Source organism: Exiguobacterium aestuarii (assembly GCF_020171655.1).
GTDB lineage: Bacteria > Bacillota > Bacilli > Exiguobacteriales > Exiguobacteriaceae > Exiguobacterium > Exiguobacterium aestuarii_A.
On record NZ_JAIVAC010000001.1, the window covers coordinates 1,835,018 to 1,852,660 of the forward strand.

General features: G+C 47.9%; 18 protein-coding genes. 3 read left to right on the top strand and 15 right to left on the bottom strand.

Translation table 11 applies throughout. From position 1 onward, the window contains the following. Positions 1-31: 31 nt before the first annotated feature. The 4 genes from LCM29_RS09550 to LCM29_RS09565 form a co-directional block, all read right to left on the bottom strand. A complete protein-coding gene (locus LCM29_RS09550) occupies positions 32-874 on the bottom strand; it encodes a TVP38/TMEM64 family protein (RefSeq protein ID WP_224862321.1) in 843 nt (280 codons plus the stop codon). A 138-nt stretch (positions 875-1,012) separates the two neighbouring features. Then, complete coding sequence (locus tag LCM29_RS09555; RefSeq protein WP_214774324.1) at positions 1,013-2,608, bottom strand: CTP synthase; 1,596 nt, start codon at positions 2,606-2,608, stop codon at positions 1,013-1,015. Positions 2,609-2,855: 247 nt separating this feature from the next. Next, positions 2,856-3,335: a DNA-directed RNA polymerase subunit delta gene (rpoE, locus tag LCM29_RS09560; protein ID WP_012727404.1), complete on the bottom strand. Its 480-nt coding sequence runs from the start codon at positions 3,333-3,335 to the stop codon at positions 2,856-2,858. A gap of 80 nt (positions 3,336-3,415) precedes the next feature. After that, on the bottom strand, positions 3,416-4,732 hold the full coding sequence (locus LCM29_RS09565) for a hypothetical protein (protein ID WP_224862785.1): 1,317 nt from the start codon (positions 4,730-4,732) through the stop codon (positions 3,416-3,418). A 178-nt stretch (positions 4,733-4,910) separates the two neighbouring features. On the opposite strand from LCM29_RS09565, the gene LCM29_RS09570 reads away from it, so the two are divergent. Further along, a complete protein-coding gene (locus LCM29_RS09570; RefSeq protein WP_224862322.1) occupies positions 4,911-6,209 on the top strand; it encodes a globin-coupled sensor protein in 1,299 nt (432 codons plus the stop codon). A 38-nt stretch (positions 6,210-6,247) separates the two neighbouring features. Here the strand turns inward: LCM29_RS09570 and LCM29_RS09575 are convergent, their stop codons facing one another. The 8 genes from LCM29_RS09575 to LCM29_RS09610 form a co-directional block, all read right to left on the bottom strand. Next, complete coding sequence (locus LCM29_RS09575; protein WP_224862323.1) at positions 6,248-8,374, bottom strand: (Fe-S)-binding protein; 2,127 nt, start codon at positions 8,372-8,374, stop codon at positions 6,248-6,250. A gap of 92 nt (positions 8,375-8,466) precedes the next feature. Continuing rightward, on the bottom strand, positions 8,467-9,183 hold the full coding sequence (locus tag LCM29_RS09580; RefSeq protein WP_224862324.1) for a hypothetical protein: 717 nt from the start codon (positions 9,181-9,183) through the stop codon (positions 8,467-8,469). Positions 9,184-9,190: 7 nt separating this feature from the next. Further along, entirely contained in the window at positions 9,191-9,709 is a 519-nt protein-coding gene (locus LCM29_RS09585; protein WP_214744620.1) for a GNAT family N-acetyltransferase, read from the bottom strand. Between the two features lie 168 nt (positions 9,710-9,877). Further along, complete coding sequence (locus LCM29_RS09590; protein WP_224862326.1) at positions 9,878-10,306, bottom strand: hypothetical protein; 429 nt, start codon at positions 10,304-10,306, stop codon at positions 9,878-9,880. Next, complete coding sequence (locus LCM29_RS09595) at positions 10,306-10,722, bottom strand: DUF1934 domain-containing protein (RefSeq protein ID WP_214694605.1); 417 nt, start codon at positions 10,720-10,722, stop codon at positions 10,306-10,308. Before LCM29_RS09595 ends, LCM29_RS09590 begins: the two co-directional genes overlap by 1 nt. Positions 10,723-10,785: 63 nt before the next feature. After that, a complete protein-coding gene (locus LCM29_RS09600; RefSeq protein ID WP_224862328.1) occupies positions 10,786-11,334 on the bottom strand; it encodes a GNAT family N-acetyltransferase in 549 nt (182 codons plus the stop codon). Positions 11,335-11,368: 34 nt separating this feature from the next. Beyond that, entirely contained in the window at positions 11,369-12,031 is a 663-nt protein-coding gene (locus tag LCM29_RS09605; RefSeq protein WP_224862331.1) for a Type 1 glutamine amidotransferase-like domain-containing protein, read from the bottom strand. Positions 12,032-12,150: 119 nt separating this feature from the next. Then, the gene (locus tag LCM29_RS09610; protein WP_224862333.1) at positions 12,151-13,857 is read right to left on the bottom strand and encodes a glycoside hydrolase family 13 protein; all 1,707 of its coding nucleotides are present in this window, start codon (positions 13,855-13,857) and stop codon (positions 12,151-12,153) included. A 213-nt stretch (positions 13,858-14,070) separates the two neighbouring features. Between LCM29_RS09610 and LCM29_RS09615 the strand changes: the two genes are divergently transcribed. Both LCM29_RS09615 and LCM29_RS09620 read left to right on the top strand, forming a co-directional pair. Beyond that, positions 14,071-14,535: a GNAT family N-acetyltransferase gene (locus tag LCM29_RS09615; protein ID WP_224862335.1), complete on the top strand. Its 465-nt coding sequence runs from the start codon at positions 14,071-14,073 to the stop codon at positions 14,533-14,535. 47 nt (positions 14,536-14,582) lie between these two features. After that, positions 14,583-15,347, top strand: a complete 765-nt coding sequence (locus LCM29_RS09620) for a MerR family transcriptional regulator (RefSeq protein WP_224862337.1) — start codon at positions 14,583-14,585, stop codon at positions 15,345-15,347. A 10-nt stretch (positions 15,348-15,357) separates the two neighbouring features. Here LCM29_RS09620 and LCM29_RS09625 read toward each other — a convergent pair whose 3' ends face one another. The 3 genes from LCM29_RS09625 to LCM29_RS09635 are packed head-to-tail and all read right to left on the bottom strand — an operon-like array spanning position 15,358 to position 17,633. Beyond that, positions 15,358-16,017: a hypothetical protein gene (locus LCM29_RS09625; RefSeq protein WP_224862339.1), complete on the bottom strand. Its 660-nt coding sequence runs from the start codon at positions 16,015-16,017 to the stop codon at positions 15,358-15,360. Positions 16,018-16,041: 24 nt separating this feature from the next. Beyond that, on the bottom strand, positions 16,042-17,052 hold the full coding sequence (locus tag LCM29_RS09630; RefSeq protein WP_412093978.1) for a polysaccharide deacetylase family protein: 1,011 nt from the start codon (positions 17,050-17,052) through the stop codon (positions 16,042-16,044). Continuing rightward, on the bottom strand, positions 17,049-17,633 hold the full coding sequence (locus tag LCM29_RS09635) for a hypothetical protein (RefSeq protein WP_224862341.1): 585 nt from the start codon (positions 17,631-17,633) through the stop codon (positions 17,049-17,051). Before LCM29_RS09635 ends, LCM29_RS09630 begins: the two co-directional genes overlap by 4 nt. Positions 17,634-17,643: the final 10 nt, after the last annotated feature.

Sequence of the window (17,643 nt, forward strand, 5' to 3'; positions counted from 1 at the left end):
CTTGTCTTCCTCTCTAAAGATCGTCATTACCTTATTCTTGTGTCCCGTTCGAATCCCCTTTTTTTCGCTTGCGCCAAATGAACGCGAGAATCAAGACGATCAAACTCGCCATGACGGAGGCGATCGCAATCGGACTCGAATCGGTCATAAACAATTGTCCGATGGAGACAGAATAGGCAAGCCCGAACGACGTGACGAGTTTTGCGCCGAACGCGATGACCGCGAAACGCGGGAACGGCACACGGCTGAATCCGGCCGCAAGACAGATCACCTCGTCCGGCAAAATCGGAATGATGAATAAGACGAGCAAGATACCTAGACCATACTTCTCGACATATCGATCGTACGTCTTCAACTTCTCCTCGTCGACCCAGCGGATGATTCGCTCACGACCAAATCGGGCCAACCCATACATGACAAAGATACCAAGCGTAGTCGAAATACTTCCGACTAAAGCCGCTCGAAACGGTCCGAGCGCTACACTTCCAATCGGCACACTGACCGCTTCCGGGACCGGTAAGGCAATCGGCTGTAAAAAGCTGAATGCCGCGAACACCCAGACCGCCTGTCGTTTATATTGTTCTAATAGACGATCTAATCCGTATGTGTCATAGAGAACAAGTCCGAATGAGACGTAATAGACGAGAACGAAAATCAAGAAGAGAGAAAACGTAATTTTCCACATCTGCTTCAGGATGACGTTCGAGCCGTCCCGAATCGCCCGTAGTAGTCCGACCGAGAGTGCGAGTAAGACAATGCCCGTCCACCCGAGTTGGTACGGTAATAGGAGGGAAGGCAAGACGATGAACGGCAACAGACTGAGCGCCACAAGCCCCAACCCGTATCCAAGATAAATCGAATGTCGTTCTTTCATGAGCCATCACCCTCTCCCCGTTCTACTTCTAGTGTACCCAGAAAGTGAAGGGGATGTATCCTGCCAAGGGCACCTTCTCTCTCATGCTTTTGATGTAGAAAAAACCACGATCCGCAATGGACCGTGGTGTTCAATCACTTATTCTCCAAGTGACGCTTGGATAAAGTCATGGAATAGACGTTGTGGACGTTCTGGACGCGAAATCAACTCTGGGTGGAATTGTGATGCCACGAACCACTTGTGTTCTGGAATCTCAATGATTTCTACGAGACGACCGTCCGGGCTCGTACCTGAGAACTTGAAGCCTTCTGCTTCAAACGCTTCACGGTACTCGTTGTTAAACTCATAACGGTGACGATGACGCTCGTAGACGAGCTCTTGATCGTATGCGGCGTGTGCGTTCGTCCCTTTTTCGAGTTTACATGGGTAGAGTCCGAGACGGAGTGTGCCGCCAAGGTCTTCGATGTCCTTTTGCTCTGGAAGAAGGTCGATGATCGGGTACGGTGTCGATGGATCGATTTCAGCCGTATGGGCACCTTCCAACTTCAAGACGTTACGGGCAAACTCGACCGTCGCGAGTTGCATTCCGAGACAGATTCCGAAGAATGGGACGTTGTTTTCACGAGCGAAACGTGTCGCTTCGATTTTCCCTTCGATACCACGTTCTCCGAATCCACCAGGAACGAGGATACCGTCAGCATCGCCGAGGATGTCTGAGACATTTTCAGCTGTCACGTCTTCTGCATTGATCCAGTCGATGTCGATGTCCGCGTTGAACGCATAACCTGCATGCTTGAGTGCCTCTGCGACTGAGATATACGCATCACGCAACTCGACGTATTTCCCGACGAGTGCGATTTTCACTTTCTTCTCAAGGTGTGTGACCGTGTGAACGAGCTCTTTCCAAGCCGTCATGTCAGCAGCCGGTGTGTTGAAACCGAAGTAGTCGTTGACGAGTTGGTCCATTCCTTGTTTTTGAAGGTTGAGTGGTACTTCGTAAAGTGTCGACGCATCTTGCGCTTCGATGACCGCCTCTTTGCGCGTATCACAGAAGAGTGCGATTTTCTCACGCATGTCTTCCGGAATATCGTGCTCTGTACGGAGAACGATGATGTCTGGCTGAATCCCGTAGCTGCGAAGCTCTTTGACGCTGTGTTGTGTCGGTTTCGTCTTCATCTCACCTGCCGCACGAAGGTAAGGAACGAGCGTACAGTGAACGTACATGACGTTCTCTTTCCCGATGTCATTTTTTACTTGGCGAATGGCTTCGATGAACGGAAGAGATTCGATATCTCCGACTGTTCCACCAATCTCTGTAATGACGACATCAGCGTTCGTCTCACGTCCTGCACGGAAGACACGGTCTTTGATTTCATTTGTGATATGTGGAATGACCTGAACCGTTCCACCGTTATAGTCTCCACGACGCTCTTTCTTCAAGACAGTCGAATAAATGCGCCCTGATGTGACGTTCGCGTTTTGCGACAAGTTGATGTCGATGAAACGCTCGTAGTGTCCGAGGTCAAGGTCAGTCTCAGCGCCATCATCTGTGACGAATACTTCTCCGTGTTGATACGGGCTCATCGTACCTGGGTCAATGTTGATGTATGGGTCAAACTTTTGAATCGTCACGTTGAGTCCTCGATTTTTGAGTAGACGCGCGAGTGAAGCTGCCGTGATCCCTTTACCGAGCGAAGATACTACCCCGCCTGTTACGAAAATGTACTTTGTCATGTTTCTTTCTCCTCTCTTGAATACCAACCATCGGGAAACGAAAAAACAAAAAAAGCAAAAGTGCCCCCAAAGATGGAGGACACTTTTGCTGCATCGTTACGTGCTAAACTAGCCCATGACTAATTTACGCCAGAGACGATACAGTCGTCAAGATATTATTTTTTCTTTTTTTCAAGTCGGTGAAAACGACTAAAAAAGAAAAAGAGACACGCCTAGCCGGGCGCGATGCCCGGCTTTTTGCGGTCTCTTATAAATCATCCTCGTCTTCGAGATCGAGGTCGTCGTCCAAGTCGTCATCCTTGAAGTCATCAAGGCCTTCTACTTTTTCTTCTTCGTCCTCATCGTCAAATTCAGATGAATCATAATCTTCTACTTTTGCGAATACATCCAAGTCATCTTCGATATCGACGATGCCTTCGTCTGCTTCTTCGAACTCTTCTTCGAATTCGTCAAGTTCACCACGTTGACGTGCTTCGATGACGAGATCCTCATCCGACTTGTCGAATGGGTACCAAACGCGAAGCGCCCAACGGTTTGCTCCCAAGTTGACGAACAACCCGTCGATGTTCAAATCGGTGTAAAGTTGTGCGATTTTCTCGAGCTCTTCTTCTTCACTCGCAAACGTATAGTTTTGCTTGATCTTTTCGCGAATCTCATCAAAAGAAACAGGCTGCTCGCCAGTTTCTTGGAGAAGTTCATAAACGAAATCAATCAACGATTTATTCATTAAAGGACACTCCTTTTCCGTCACTAGTTAAACATCACTCCTCATTATAAACAAAAGCGATATGAAAAAGCTAGAGAAAATTATGATTCATTGGATACCTCGGCTCGAACACGGAACCAATAAACAGTGATCAACCCGATATTGAACAACCACGTCAGTCCGAGAACGCCGAACATCCAACCTCGTGGGATTTGGAACGACAATTCCGCATTGACGGTCTGTCCGACGTACAAACCGTATCCTAACAATCCGACCATCAAGAACGAATACGATACGACCATTCCGAATCGCTTCCACAATTGAATGAGCAGCGAGGCAAACTCTTTGTTTTCCCCGTACTCTTCGAATAAGTAAGCATGACTGACACTTGAATACATGGTTTGTGTATAACCACTGACAAATAATACTGGTATGAATGCGAGAGGTTCGATAAACCCTAGAAAAAAAACCAAAGAGGAAATGAGTAACACAAGATAAGGATGGCGCGCAAAATCAAATATATGACCAAACAAGATCCAACCAATCACGCCGGCTAAAAACGGAACGAACACATATATCATTAGCACTTGGAACGAATAGAGAGCAATGCTGACAAATACAGCACCAATCAACGTCCAACCGCCGAACAACCCGATGACAAATGACAATAATTGAACTTGGCGCGTTCGACTCGCCCCAATGAAGGCCCGAACTCGTTTTTGGAATAACAACCAACCCACATATGCTAACAAAATAATCATCAGACTAAACACTTCAATGTAGCCTCGCGCTCCTTCCAAGAGACTAAGGAGACGACTAATCAACGTAAAGACGGTGACCGCGATAAAGGCGCGGAGAAAAGAACGGGTTTCAAACTGCCATGTCGCAGATTTTTGAAGAGGCAACTTGCGTACGAATAGCCAAGGCAAAATCAGACTCACTAAGAATAAGGCGATGGCAAGATTGTACGACTGCGTCAACGCATAAGAGAACACAGCGATCCAGCCGACTAATGCGAGGACTAATGGTAATGAACTGCCACTTTCTTCATTCGAGTCAGCTTTCGCAGCAGACTTCAGTTCATTCAATTGCGATAAAATCGTCGTCATGATGGTACCGACTCCAATCGAGCCGACGCCTACAAAAAATGCGCTCCATTCAATGGCACGATCAATTGGAAGCACAAAACACACGAGACCGACGACAAGGACAGACAAAGCCATTAAAAACGTATCCTTTGAGCCACGTCGTCCGATAACATAAACCCACAACAAGAGTCCTGACATGCTCGATACGTAAAAAATAAGGAACGGAATCAATCGTCCGACCCCTTCTTCGACTGCCATGATGGATAAAAACAAAATTTGGGGAAGGATTTGGCTACTGAGCGCGCTGACAATCGTCAACAAAACAACCATATTTTTCACGGTTCGCACCCCTAACTCAAGATTGAATATTCTGCTCTTCCATCACCTTTTCCCATATCCATTTATCGGTGAACCTTTTTCAAAACACATCAACTTCTCAGTTTCTTCACACTTCTGCCGATATAGAAGAGAACGCCAATTTTAATGTAAATAGAAGGAGAATAAACATATGGCACTTTTTCGTAAGACAACCTCAACAGATTTCGTCGCTTCCGAAGGTTTTCCCGACATTCAGACAATCGCCAAGCCATCTGACTCGAGTTTGAGCGGACGTGCTCACTATATGGGGTATACGGCCTCTCAAGTGAAGCGCCTACAAGACATGGCTCCACTCGTGGAGTCCGTGCTAGATGAAGTACTTGAAAACGTACTCGATCACTTAATGCTCCAACCCGAAATGGTCAGAATCGCGAACGCCTCATCGACGAGAGATCGTTTAAAAAACGTATTCGCCGATTACTTTCGTAGTTTGTTGACGGGGAACATCGATGACAAATTCTTAGCCATGCGAAAACGAATGGGACAGACACATCACCACTTCGCGGTCCCTGTCGTCTGGTTCTTGGCGACGTATTCTGCTTTCAACACACTACTTGTCCCAAAAGTCGTCGAGACGTATCAACATGACCCGGCTACTTTGACAGAATCTCTTTTGGCGTTATCACACGCGATGAACTTAGACGCACAAATCGTTACCGAACAATACGTCAACGCCCGACTCGATGAACTCGAGTCCGCAAACGAGGCCCGTGCCACATTGTTAAGCGACGTCTCACGCGTCAGTGCAGAAGTCGCTACGACGATGGACCGAACAGGGCAAGCGATGTCTGAAACAAGTAATCGCGCGCACCAAGTTCTTGCGGAAACGGAGCAAACGGAAAAGATGAGTCGTCACTTGATGACGTTGACACATACGAACGGCGAACAAATCGAACAGATGGAAGTCGAATTCAAACAATCTGCCACTTATGTAGACACTTCGCTCGATCGCATCACAGCTCTAAAAAATGGTTCTCAAGAAATCGTCAACATGACGCGAAGCATCGAACAAATCGCCAACCAAACGAACTTGCTCGCCCTAAATGCCTCAATCGAAGCGGCTCGAGCGGGTGAACACGGGAAAGGATTCGCTGTCGTCGCCACCGAAGTGCGCACACTCGCGGAGAACGCGAAACAACTGAGCAGTCAAATCAATGCGCTCATTAACGAAAATGAAGCCAATATCGCAGCACTCTTTGATCAAATGGGACATATGCATCGGACGAACGATGAAGCCATGCGTCAATTGAATGACGTCAAGGCTAGTTTCTCGACCGTTCAAGAAGAAATGGGGCAATACGTCCTTTCGTTTGAACGGAACAAACAAGATCTCGGACAGATGGTTGAAACCATTTCATCCATCAACGAGACGACACAAGGTTTGTCTCATTTGACCTCTTCGCTTCTTTCCACAGCTGAAATGCAATAAACAAATAAGGCACGGTCCGCGGACCGTGCCTTCCTGCATTATTGTACAACCGGTTCTGGTATCTCGATGGCTTTCAGCGAACGATCGAGTAATTCGACGACGTCGAACGTGCCGACCGTCTCATCGACTTCCTTCGCTTTCGTTCCATCAGACAACATCGTCAAACAGTACGGACATGCCGAACCGATGACCGTCGGTTTCGTCTCAAGCAATTGTTCCGTCCGGGCCACGTTTACACGTGTCCCGACTTTCTCTTCTTGCCACATGAGACCACCACCGGCTCCACAACACATGCCGTTTTCACGGTTACGTGTCGCTTCGACGAGTTCGACACCCGGAATCCGTTCGAGGACGAATCGTGGTGCATCATAAATGCCGTTGTAACGACCGAGGTAACATGAGTCGTGATAGACGACACGTTCGTTCACTTGAAGATCCGGCTGAATCCGACCCGTATCGAGCAATTCGGCGAGTAACTCCGTATGGTGATACACTTTCACACCATCAAGTCCGAAGTCTGGATACTCATTTTTGAATGTGTTGTAGGCGTGTGGGTCAACCGTGACGATCTTCGTCACCCCATACTTCTCAAACAATTTAATGTTCGCTTCGGCGAGTTCTTGGAAGAGTAACTCGTTTCCGATTCGACGAGGTGTGTCCCCTGAGTTCTTCTCTTCGTTTCCGAGAATGGCGAATGAAACGCCCGCCTTGTTCAAGACGCTCGCAAAGCTCTGCGCGACTTTTTGGCTACGGCTATCGTAAGATCCCATTGCGCCGACCCAGAAGAGGTATTCGAATTCTTCGCCTGCTTTTTTCTTCTCTTTTGCCGTCGGAATGACGAGTTCTGTATCCTTGCGCCAGTTCTCGCGTTCTTTCCGGTTCATTCCCCATGGGTTTCCTTGACGCTCGATGTTTGCGACCGTGCGCTGCGCCTCCGGATCCATCTTCCCTTCCATCATGACGAGGTAACGACGAAGGTCGATAATTTTATCGACGTGCTCGTTCATGACCGGACATTGATCTTCACAGTTTCGGCATGTCGTACACGCCCAGATTTCTTCTTCCGTGATGACGTTGCCGATCAATTCGTCTGCGACGAGCATATGGCCATCTTGCGCCGCTGCTGCGATTTCAGCACCTTGCGTGTTTTGGAACATGAGTGCCGGTGCCCACGGTGATTTTCTTGTGACCGCCGCACCTTTCATATTCATATGGTCACGAAGTTTGACGATCAAGTCCATCGGCGACAACATCTTCCCTGTTCCCGTTGCCGGACATACATTCGTACAACGTCCGCACTCGACGCAAGCGTACAAGTCGACGAGTTGCTTCTGGTTAAAGTCTTCAATCTTGTTGACCCCGAAGACGATTTCTTCATCTGACTCTTCTGCTTCTTCCATCGCTGAAAAATCAACTGGTGCCAAGCGACCGACTTTATGTGTGCGCCCGAGCCAGACGTTGAGCGTCCCGGCAATCAAGTGCGCGTGTTTGCCTTGCGGGATGTAGACCATAAAGCTGAGTAAGAATAAGAGGTGCATCCACCAAAAGACGACGAACAAGGCGAAAGCGACCGATCCTGGTACCCAAGCAAACGCTGAACCGATGAGTGTCGCAACCGGTTCACCCCACATCGGAAGCTCTTCTTTATAGACGAGGTAAAACCCGTTCCCGAACAAGACGGAAACCATCAACCCGCCGATGAAGATGAGGGCGAGACCTGCTAAAAAGTTTCGTTTCAAGCGCACGAGCTTCTCGACGTAACGACGGTAGAATCCCCAAACGACCGCGACGAGAATCATGAGCATAACGATTTCTTGCATAAATGTGAAGATTGGATAGAGTGGACCGAGCGGGATATGTGGGAAACGTGTTCCGACCGCTAGTCCTTTCCAAATAAAATCAATCGCCCCGAATTGGACGAGGATAAAGCCATAAAACATCATGACGTGAATGGCGCCACTCTTTTTATCCTTTAACAATTTCTTTTGACCGAACACGTTGATCATGACCTGTTCGAGTCGTTCTTTGTTCGTTTGGCTCCATTCTGCCTTCTTCCCAAGCTTGATGAATGTATAACGCTGATGAACCAGCGAAGCAAATAAATACACCCCATAGCCGAGGACGAGCAAGAATAGAATCCAGTTGACGATTAAAAATGTAGACATCCCCAAAACTCCCCCTTTTGAAAACGGATTCAATCTTGAATTCAGTATATCAAATGATGAATGAACAGTCATTCATTTTTGTGAAGTTCTCGTCAGAAGTTTAGAAGATGTTTCAAGATGAGCAATAATCCCCCATAACTACATACGGCCAAAACGAATGTGCGGAAGTGTAGATTTCGGTCGGATGGGAGTTCAAACTTCACGATATTGAGAATCATCGCCCCGGCCACGAACGCAAAACAGAGCGCTTCGACGTGCGCGGCCAAGTCAATCCAGCGTGAAAAAAACCCACCGAGCAAAATTCCACCGCTCAACAAGTAGCGTCCTTGTCGCATATAACGTTCACCATAGTGCCGGTTCAAGTCATGCCCGAGTGCCAAAAAGTGGACACCGAGCGCCGTCGCATAGAAGCTTCTCGCAACGAACGTCACGGAGTCGGCCGTCACCACATACGCTGAAAATGTCATGTATGCCGTGAGCAAGGTCACCTGCAGCCAATACGAAACGGCCCGATCGACCGCTTCATCTTGGAAGTGAGGCGTCCGAACGAACCGCATCGTACCGTAGAACAACGTAAACCCGATGAGACTGACGATGTAAATCTCTGAAGGTAAGGCCAGATTCAACCAATCGACGCGAAGCGTGTCCTGGCGTTTATTCAGCGACGGCAAGAGATACATGAAGAAGTACGTGATGGCGACCCCGCTCGAGAAAGAGAACCACTTCTTTGAAGGAACGGTCTCTTCCCGGAACAAATAGATGCCGAAGAAGTTAATCAGCGCCAAATAGATGATGATCCAGTTCGCCATCTCGTCTTCATCCTCTCAAGTCAATCCAAAACCGCTCAACGATCGTCCCGTCTTCTTCCGTATACGGTGTGTCCGCGACGCCTCCATTGTTTAAAATGACCTGACGGGAAGCGACGTTTGTCCGGTTACACGTAATGAGTGCACGCTCAATACCTAGCTCTTTCACTTTCTCAAGCGCAAGTTGTAATTGAATCGTAGCGAGTCCACGTCCGCGCGCACTCGGCTTTACTCCATATCCGACATGCCCGCCAATCTTCAAGAGCGATTCATTCAACTCGTGACGAATGTTCGCCGCCCCGAGAAGCTCCTCTCCGTCCGTGAGCCAATACGTCGTGCTCGGAACCCAGCCTTCCTCTATGTTCTCACGTAACTCTTTCTGACGTAACGTGTTGACGTACGCCTCGAAGTCTGTCGTTTCACGGTCCACCGAGGTCGGGACGATCCGCTCATCCCGTTCGTACCATTCCTCTAAAAATGCGAGAATCTGTTCTTTTTGTTCGACAGATGTCTTGATTAGTCTTAACATCACATTTCCCCCTTTATTCATTTCCATTCGCGCTCTCTAAATGGATTTCCTTGTTCCTTCATCTTAGAGAACGCACAATCGAAATAAAATGGACGTTCTCGTCGAAGTGTGTCCCCTTTCAACCATAAAAAAAAGTGCCATCCTGTTCGGATGACACTGTCGGTATGCTTATTCTTCGAGTCCGAGACGTTGCGGCATGTGCGGAGCGAGTTGTCTCGCTTCTTCTAACCGTCCTGCTTCGACGAGCGTATGGAAATGTAAGAACTGTTCGTGCGATGCATCGCTGATGGCTGCCAAATAATCGACGTACCGATCGTAGACCGCTTTGTCTTCTGGGCGTGCCTCGATGAGTGCGATATACAGGCGAACGGTATCCTCTCCGTAAAGGAGCGGGAACTCATCGTTCAATTGAAGCAGTTTATCGATCGAATCGACATCGACACCGTTCTCCTGATCGTAGTGCGTGATGACTTGTTCGGCGTGGTCCTCGAGGCGACCACGCCACTCTTCATACTCTTCTTCGTTCGTTTCGAGCATCTCGAACCAGTCTTCATTCAACATCTCTTCAATCTTGTTTACGCGTTCTGTAAAGTTCATCAGTCTTCTCCTCCTTCAAATGTCCATGTGACATGTACTTCATATATGCCAACATCTTCTTCATTCATGGACAACTCATATACGAACGTACATGATTCTTCTGACACATCGAGGCGCGATGTCGTCGTCGCCATCGTCATCGACATATATGGATTCTTGTATAAGCTTTGCGTGAAGCGACCTTCGATGAAGGAGTGATTCATCTCGATCGGTCCTTTACAGATCAGCGCCAATCGTTCCGGCGTGTACTTGATTGTCGTCGGGACCGGTCCGTCCTCTTGTTGTTGGTCAAACATTAAAATAAAGCCAGTCTTCAATGGATAGTATAAACCGTCAGCCGAGAGCTCGATCGCCTCTGGCATGTCACTCATCCGTGTTGTTTGCTGGACACGCACGCGAAGTGGTTCAATCGCCATGCTCATCCCCCTTTCCGTCAATTCATCGTACCATATGTGGTAGGAGTCGTTCTATCGACGGCGCTAAGTTTTCACGTAGACGAGATGATCTACCCAATCTTCGTTCTCAAAGATAAATCCTTTTCTCGTACACTCATACGACATGCCGACACGCTCCGCGAGACGAATGGACGCCTCATTGCCGAGATTGATATGTGCCTCGATTCGTTGAAAGTTCAACTCGTCAAAAGCGATGCGCATTGCCAGGTCGACTGCTTCTGTGCCATATCCCTGGCCCCAATGCTGATTATGAATCGTATACCCGACCCTCCCCCATTGAAACGCATCTCGCGCAAGAGTAGAAAAATCCACCATACCAAGGTGTGTCCCATCGTCGAGTCGGAAAATGGCGAAGACATGTGCCTCGTCTTCAAGCGCAAGTGACTGATGATTGTCGACTAGCTGGTCAAACCAAACGGACGTACAGTCGCTCATGTCTAATTTCCCAGGGTCATACTCATGTTGCGAAACAAGACGATTGGTAAATCCACTTAACCACGCGTCATAATCTTGCTTCTCTAACGGTCGTACGACGATTCGATTCGTTTTTCGTTGATGTGTAAATCGGTTCAATCTCTCAGGTCCCCTTCCTATTGGTTTTATACAGTCAGAAAAACTTCTTCCACTTTCCTTCCGAAATCACATCGACCTTTCCTTCATTCACACGAATTGCGGTCTCGTCGTCAATCGCATAAGCAGGTGCCTGTAACGCTTCCGCCCACTCTGCCGCATCTCGTGACGTGTTCTCCGGGAGCATCTCGTGGTCAAGGTGCGGAAAGATTGAGAAGTCGACAAACCCTAACGTCTCATCGTTTTGGTCGTCGGATGCGCGCCATCCGACAAATGCTTCCCCGATTCGTGGTGTCATCACCATGCTACCTGCGCTCAATCCGACATACACGCCTTCCCAAGATGGGAGTAATGCCACCACCCCGGACTGTTTCATCCAGTGATGTAAAAAGAGCGGATCGCCACCGTTCACCAATAACACGTCCGCCCGTTCAAATGCCGGTCTCCATACCGATTCATCGATACTCGGGAGCGCGCTCAGTTCGAGCACCCCGATTGATTTCCAACCTAACTCACACATCGGTGTCGAGAAATCTCCGTTAAAAAAGTTCCATGCGTGCTGCGTTCCACCGTTCAACGCATAGATGGCTGTCGGGATACAGAGTGCCTCACACTCTTCAATCGGCTTGTCTAATAACTCCAGAAGCGCTTGTTTGATGCTTTCATTCTTTATGCCTGCTGACGTTAATAACAGTTTCATCTACGTCTCCTCCTTCTTCATCTCCCTATAAGGAGTTCGCATGAGTCGCCGTCATCCCCTTTGTTCAACAAAAAAGGTCGTAGACGAATTCTCGTCCACGACCTTGGGGTTCTGAAAAATTAGCTGACTTTATACACGCGGCCTTCGAACGGCTTCAAGTGAAGAAGCGTCGATTCTGCATCGCCCTCGACCGGCATGTTGCTCAAGACGACATCTTTCGCACGAAGTGTCTGGTCCATATCGAACATCGTCTCTTTCGCCGTCAAGTTCGTGACGACAAGGTACTGCGTATCACCGAGTGTACGCGTATACGCATAGACTTCCGGGTGATCTGGTAAGACGACATCATACGCCCCGTATACAAACGTCTCATCGTCTTTACGGAGTTGAATCATCTCTTTATAGAAGTTAAAGATAGAGTCCTCGTCTTCAAGCTGTGCTTCGACGTTGATGTCTGTATAGTTCGGGTTGATGCCGACCCATGGCTTCTCTGCGAACGTGAAGCCGGCGTTCGGTGCATCACTCCACTGCATCGGAGTGCGTGTGTTGTCGCGTGACGAGTTCCACGTGATGCGCATCATCTCGTCATGACTCTTCCCTTGCTCGACGCCGATATAGTAGCGATTGCGTGTCGCGATATCGTCATATTGGTCGATTGAATCGAATTTAACGTTCGTCATCCCGATTTCTTGACCTTGATAGATAAATGGCGTTCCTTGCATGAGGAAGTACATCATCGCAATCGACTTCGCGCTTTCTTTCCAGTAACGCTCATCGTCTCCCCATTTCGAGACCGTACGTGTCTGGTCATGGTTTTCGACGTAAAGGGCGTTCCATCCGTCAGCTTCAAGTCCTTTTTGCCATTTCGTCAATACGTTCTTCAAGTGGACGACATCGAGTTTCGAATCGGCGTCCTCACTCCATAGGTCCATGTGTTCGAATTGGAAGACCATGTTCATCTTCCCTTCTTTTTCACCGACCCAAAGGTGTGCATCGTCAGGTGATACACCGTTCGCCTCACCGACTGTCATGATGTCATGTTTATTGAACGTCTCGTCACGAAGCTCTTCTAAATAATCGTGAATCCCGTCCACGTTCATGTGCATCTCGAACGACGGTACAAAGTCGAGGTCGTTCGGGTTCGGCAAGTCGGCGAACGTCGGATTCTTGCGGATGTGGCTGATCGCATCGACACGGAACCCGTCGATTCCTTTTTCGAGCCACCAGTTGATCATGTCGTATACGGCTGTACGCATCTCAGCGTTTTCCCAGTTGAGGTCCGGCTGTTTTTTCGAGAAGACGTGCAAGTAGTATTGCTCCGTCGCTTCATCGAATTCCCAAGCCGAGCCACCAAAGATCGATTCCCAGTTGTTCGGCTTCGATCCGTCTGGTTTCCCGTCGCGCCAGATGTACCAGTCACGCTTCGGATTGTCTTTTGAGCTCTTCGATTCAATGAACCAAGGGTGCTCATCCGACGTATGGTTGACGACGAGGTCGAGCAACAGTTTCATACCGCGCTGATGCACTTCGTCCAATAAGCGGTCGAAGTCTTCCATCGTACCGAATTCGTCCATGATGTCCTGATAGTCACTAATGTCATACCCGTTGTCATCGTTTGGCGATTTATACATTGGGCAAATCCAGATGACGTCAATACCGAGGTCTTTCAAATAGTCGAGCTTATCGATGATTCCTTGAATGTCTCCGATTCCGTCTCCGTTCGCGTCATAAAAACTGCGCGGATAAATCTGATAGGCGACGGCTTCTTTCCACCAGTTGCGTTTAAGCGTTTGTGTTTGTTGTTGTTCTCGTTGTAAAAGTTGCATGTGATCTAGATACTCCTTATCCCAAAACTCACTGCTCATCATTTATAATTATCTTATTCGTGCTGTGAACTTTATATCATTAGCGCAATCGTTTGCACGATGCAATAAATTTATCTTACCAAAAAACATTCGATGATACAAAGATGTTTCATCAGCATACTCAACGTGTACCCTACACGATTTTGAAAAGAAATGAAAGCGAGGTGCCTCATCATGTTTCGATTTGCGACACTTGATGATTTTTCAGCCATCGACCAATTAATTGTAAAGAAAGCGAAAGAGTTTCAGACAGCCGGGAAATCCCAATGGGTCAAATATTTAGAGCCGAGTCACTCGGATTATGTCCGCCACGATTTAACGAAAGGGACTGTGTTTGTGTATGTACGCGACAATCAAGTCGTCGGTGCGGTCAGTCTCATCCCACCGACCGATTGGGATCTTGCTCTCTGGGACAACCCGAACGGTGCCGTCTACTTGCACCGACTCGTCACGGACTCGAACGTAAAAGGAGAACGCATCGGCGAGCGTCTGATGCAGTACGCCCTCTCTCACACTGCCTCGACCGTCCGATTGGATTGCGTGGCAGACAACACGTTCTTGAATGAATATTATCCACAGTTCGGCTTCCGTTACATCGGGGAGCGGAATGGATTTTCGTTATTTGAAAAACAGGCTTGACCTTAACGTGACGTCAACCTTTACGCTTGTGCTAAGGAGGTGAAGGGATGTATACGATTCAACAACTTGCGTCACTCGCCGGAACGACGACACGGACGCTTCGCCATTATGACGCGATCGGTCTCCTCGTCCCTACACGAGACGACAACGGCTACCGACGTTATACGTCAAGCGACGCCGAACGTCTACAGCTCATCTTACTGTATCGAACACTCGACGTTCCGCTCGACCAAATCGGACAATTGCTCGATGCATCGACGTTTGATCGAGTCGAAGTATTGAACGAACATGTCGAGGCGTTACGACAAAAAGCCGCCTATTTCGCGCAACTCGCGAAGACGGCGGAAGCGACCCTCACCTCACTCAAAGGAGGGATTCCGATGGAAGACAAATCATTGTTCAAGGGATTGTCTTATGAGGAGATTCAAGCACATGAGGCAAAACATCAAGATGAGGTAATTGAGCGTTGGGGAGACAGTTCTGCTTACAAAACCGCGCAAGAACGAGCTGCGAAGCGTTCGAAAGCGGACTGGGAACGCATGAATCAGATGCAACTCGATTTGATTGCGCCACTCGTCGACTTGTTTCGTTCACAAGTCGCAATCGAGGATGACCGGGTTCAATCGATTGTGAAAGACAATCATCTGTTCATCCACACACACTTTTATGACTGTTCGCTCGATATGTTCAGCGGACTCGGACAGATGTATGTAGCGGATGAGCGATTCACCGCCTATTATGATCGCTTCGAACCAGGTCTTGCATCGTATTATAACGAAGCCATCCAATATTATTGTATCGCCAACAGTTAAAGTCCAAGCCTCAGGCTTGGACTTTAATTTGTCGTCGGTCTAGTTGTACGAGATCTAGTGTTTCGATGTGTCGACGCAACATCGGTAACACCGTGGTCAATTGTAAATAAGGATAGGTGGCAAAATTGTCGCTTCCGCCTTTATAGATGACCGCCCGATCGAGAACGCGCCATCCTTGTGTCGTCCATTGTTCGAGCGTCGCCTCACAAAAAGAAGGCACGGATTGAATCGCCCAATAGGCTTGTAGCTGCCCTTTCGCCATCGATGGACGAACGGTGATGATAGGGCATGACAACTGGTTCAAACGACTCGACTCGATTGGACCGGTTTCATGAATCACGAGCAACTTCGGTTCAAGTCGTTCGAGCCACATGAGCGTTTTGTCATCATTCAAGGATGAGACATGGATGAGGTGATGAGGAGGAATCGGAGAATCCTGTAACGGATAACGCTCTCTCACTTCTCGAATACGCGCTTGACTCGTCCATTTCATATATGGCGTCGCCCATCGAATATATAGATGAGTAATCCACTGTTTGAGCGACTGCGGTCGATGTTCAGTGGGACCGTCTTCTTGAATGACATGTGTCACGCCTAAATCGCGGATCGCGTGATAAATATGCTTAGACGTTTCATGCTCACTAATCAGCAGAACAATCGGTCGAACCATATAGACGACACCTCCATCCTAGGATTATCCGTGTCCTTGTCGCGAAACATGGACTTGTTGATTACAATAATCCGCAACCTCTTCCATCGACAAACTCATCCATCCGTACTCTTTCTCAAGCACTTTATAATGTTTGAGAATAGCCTCAAGCATGTTAACGTTCTGTTCAATGTTTTTTCCAAAGTTGTGGGGATGCCACCACAGATGATAAAGTTCACCTCGTTTGGCGGCTTGTGTCATGCTTTGCTTAATTCGACGAAGCTTTAAAATTTCCACTATACGTAAAGATGGAACGTATGGACGCAGAAAACGACTTGATGGAACGTTGTATGGGTGAGTCTGTTGGATTGAATTCCATGTAGACGTATGATGCCCTGTCAAATTGATGTACGCATCAAGCAACCGAATCGCACGTCGTAATAGACCTTCATCCCCGCGGGCATCAGGATGATAGATACGATGTTGTTCGTTACCACGATATACTTCTATCCCTAGCATGCCCGCAGCTTCATGAAATGCTCCATCCGATTGATTCCGTGGGTATACTATGCTTCGAATCGGTAAGTTATGAAGAGCTCCCACTCGTTTTGCCGCTTCAATATCGGCTTTAAACGCTTCAACGGTAACACCTTGCTCTAAACATGATAGGTGTGAGAAAGTATGAGTTCCAATGGTTTGATGAGGCGTTTTCATAATTTGATCAACTAACGATTTTCCAAAATGGTACGGATCCGTTCGCTCATTTTCTCCAATCTGTTTCAACCATTCATAAGAGGAGTACTTAGGTTTAACATAATTCGGTAGACGTGTTGGTAAATGAAGAAGTAGTTCAGTTTTCGATTCAAAAAATAGAAATCCTACCGTAGACCATGTCACGTGCATGCCGTATGTCGTAAAGAGTTCCAGTAAACGAGGCACGACTTGACGAACACCTAAGATATTCTCACCGTACTCCTCTAGCGTGACCGCATCAAACGTACCCCAGTTCAGTTCGAAGTCTAGTGAGATGACAAACGCCCCATTCATTCGATTCACTCCCTTCCTCTCCCTTCTGATTCATAAATTCCAAGTTCATCAAGTGCGCTTTTCCATGAACCAAAACGTCTTGACACTTTTGCAACGCTCGGTTTCTGAAATCGCTTTGCCCATTTTTGATATGTGATTGCATTAAATGGCTTCAAAATACGATATGCCTCAAACAACGCTTGAACCATCTCTACTTTTTCGCGCTCTGGCTGAACAGTAAAGTGTTGTTCTTCTAAACGCTCGACCGCTTTGACTGCGAGACTCCACGACCCGAAGTGGGTAATAATATCGCCTAATGAAGGAACACTTCGTCCTGATGCCCAGTGCCGATATTGAGCACTTGTCAGTTTTCCTTCTTCTGTCGATGCGAGCCGAAGTGCCTGAATCATATCATGGGATTCATAACGTCTGATTTCTAACAATCCCGATGCTTTCAGGGCATTCGTCCATGTCCCATATACAGATAAAATGTCTAGAAACGTGGGAGCATTTTTCCCTTGGCTCCATCGTTGATATTGTGTCACCGTGAGAGATGGAGTCAGAGATGCTGCGGTTTGAAGCGCTCGAATGATCTCTGCTTCCGTTTTCATTTCATTTCCT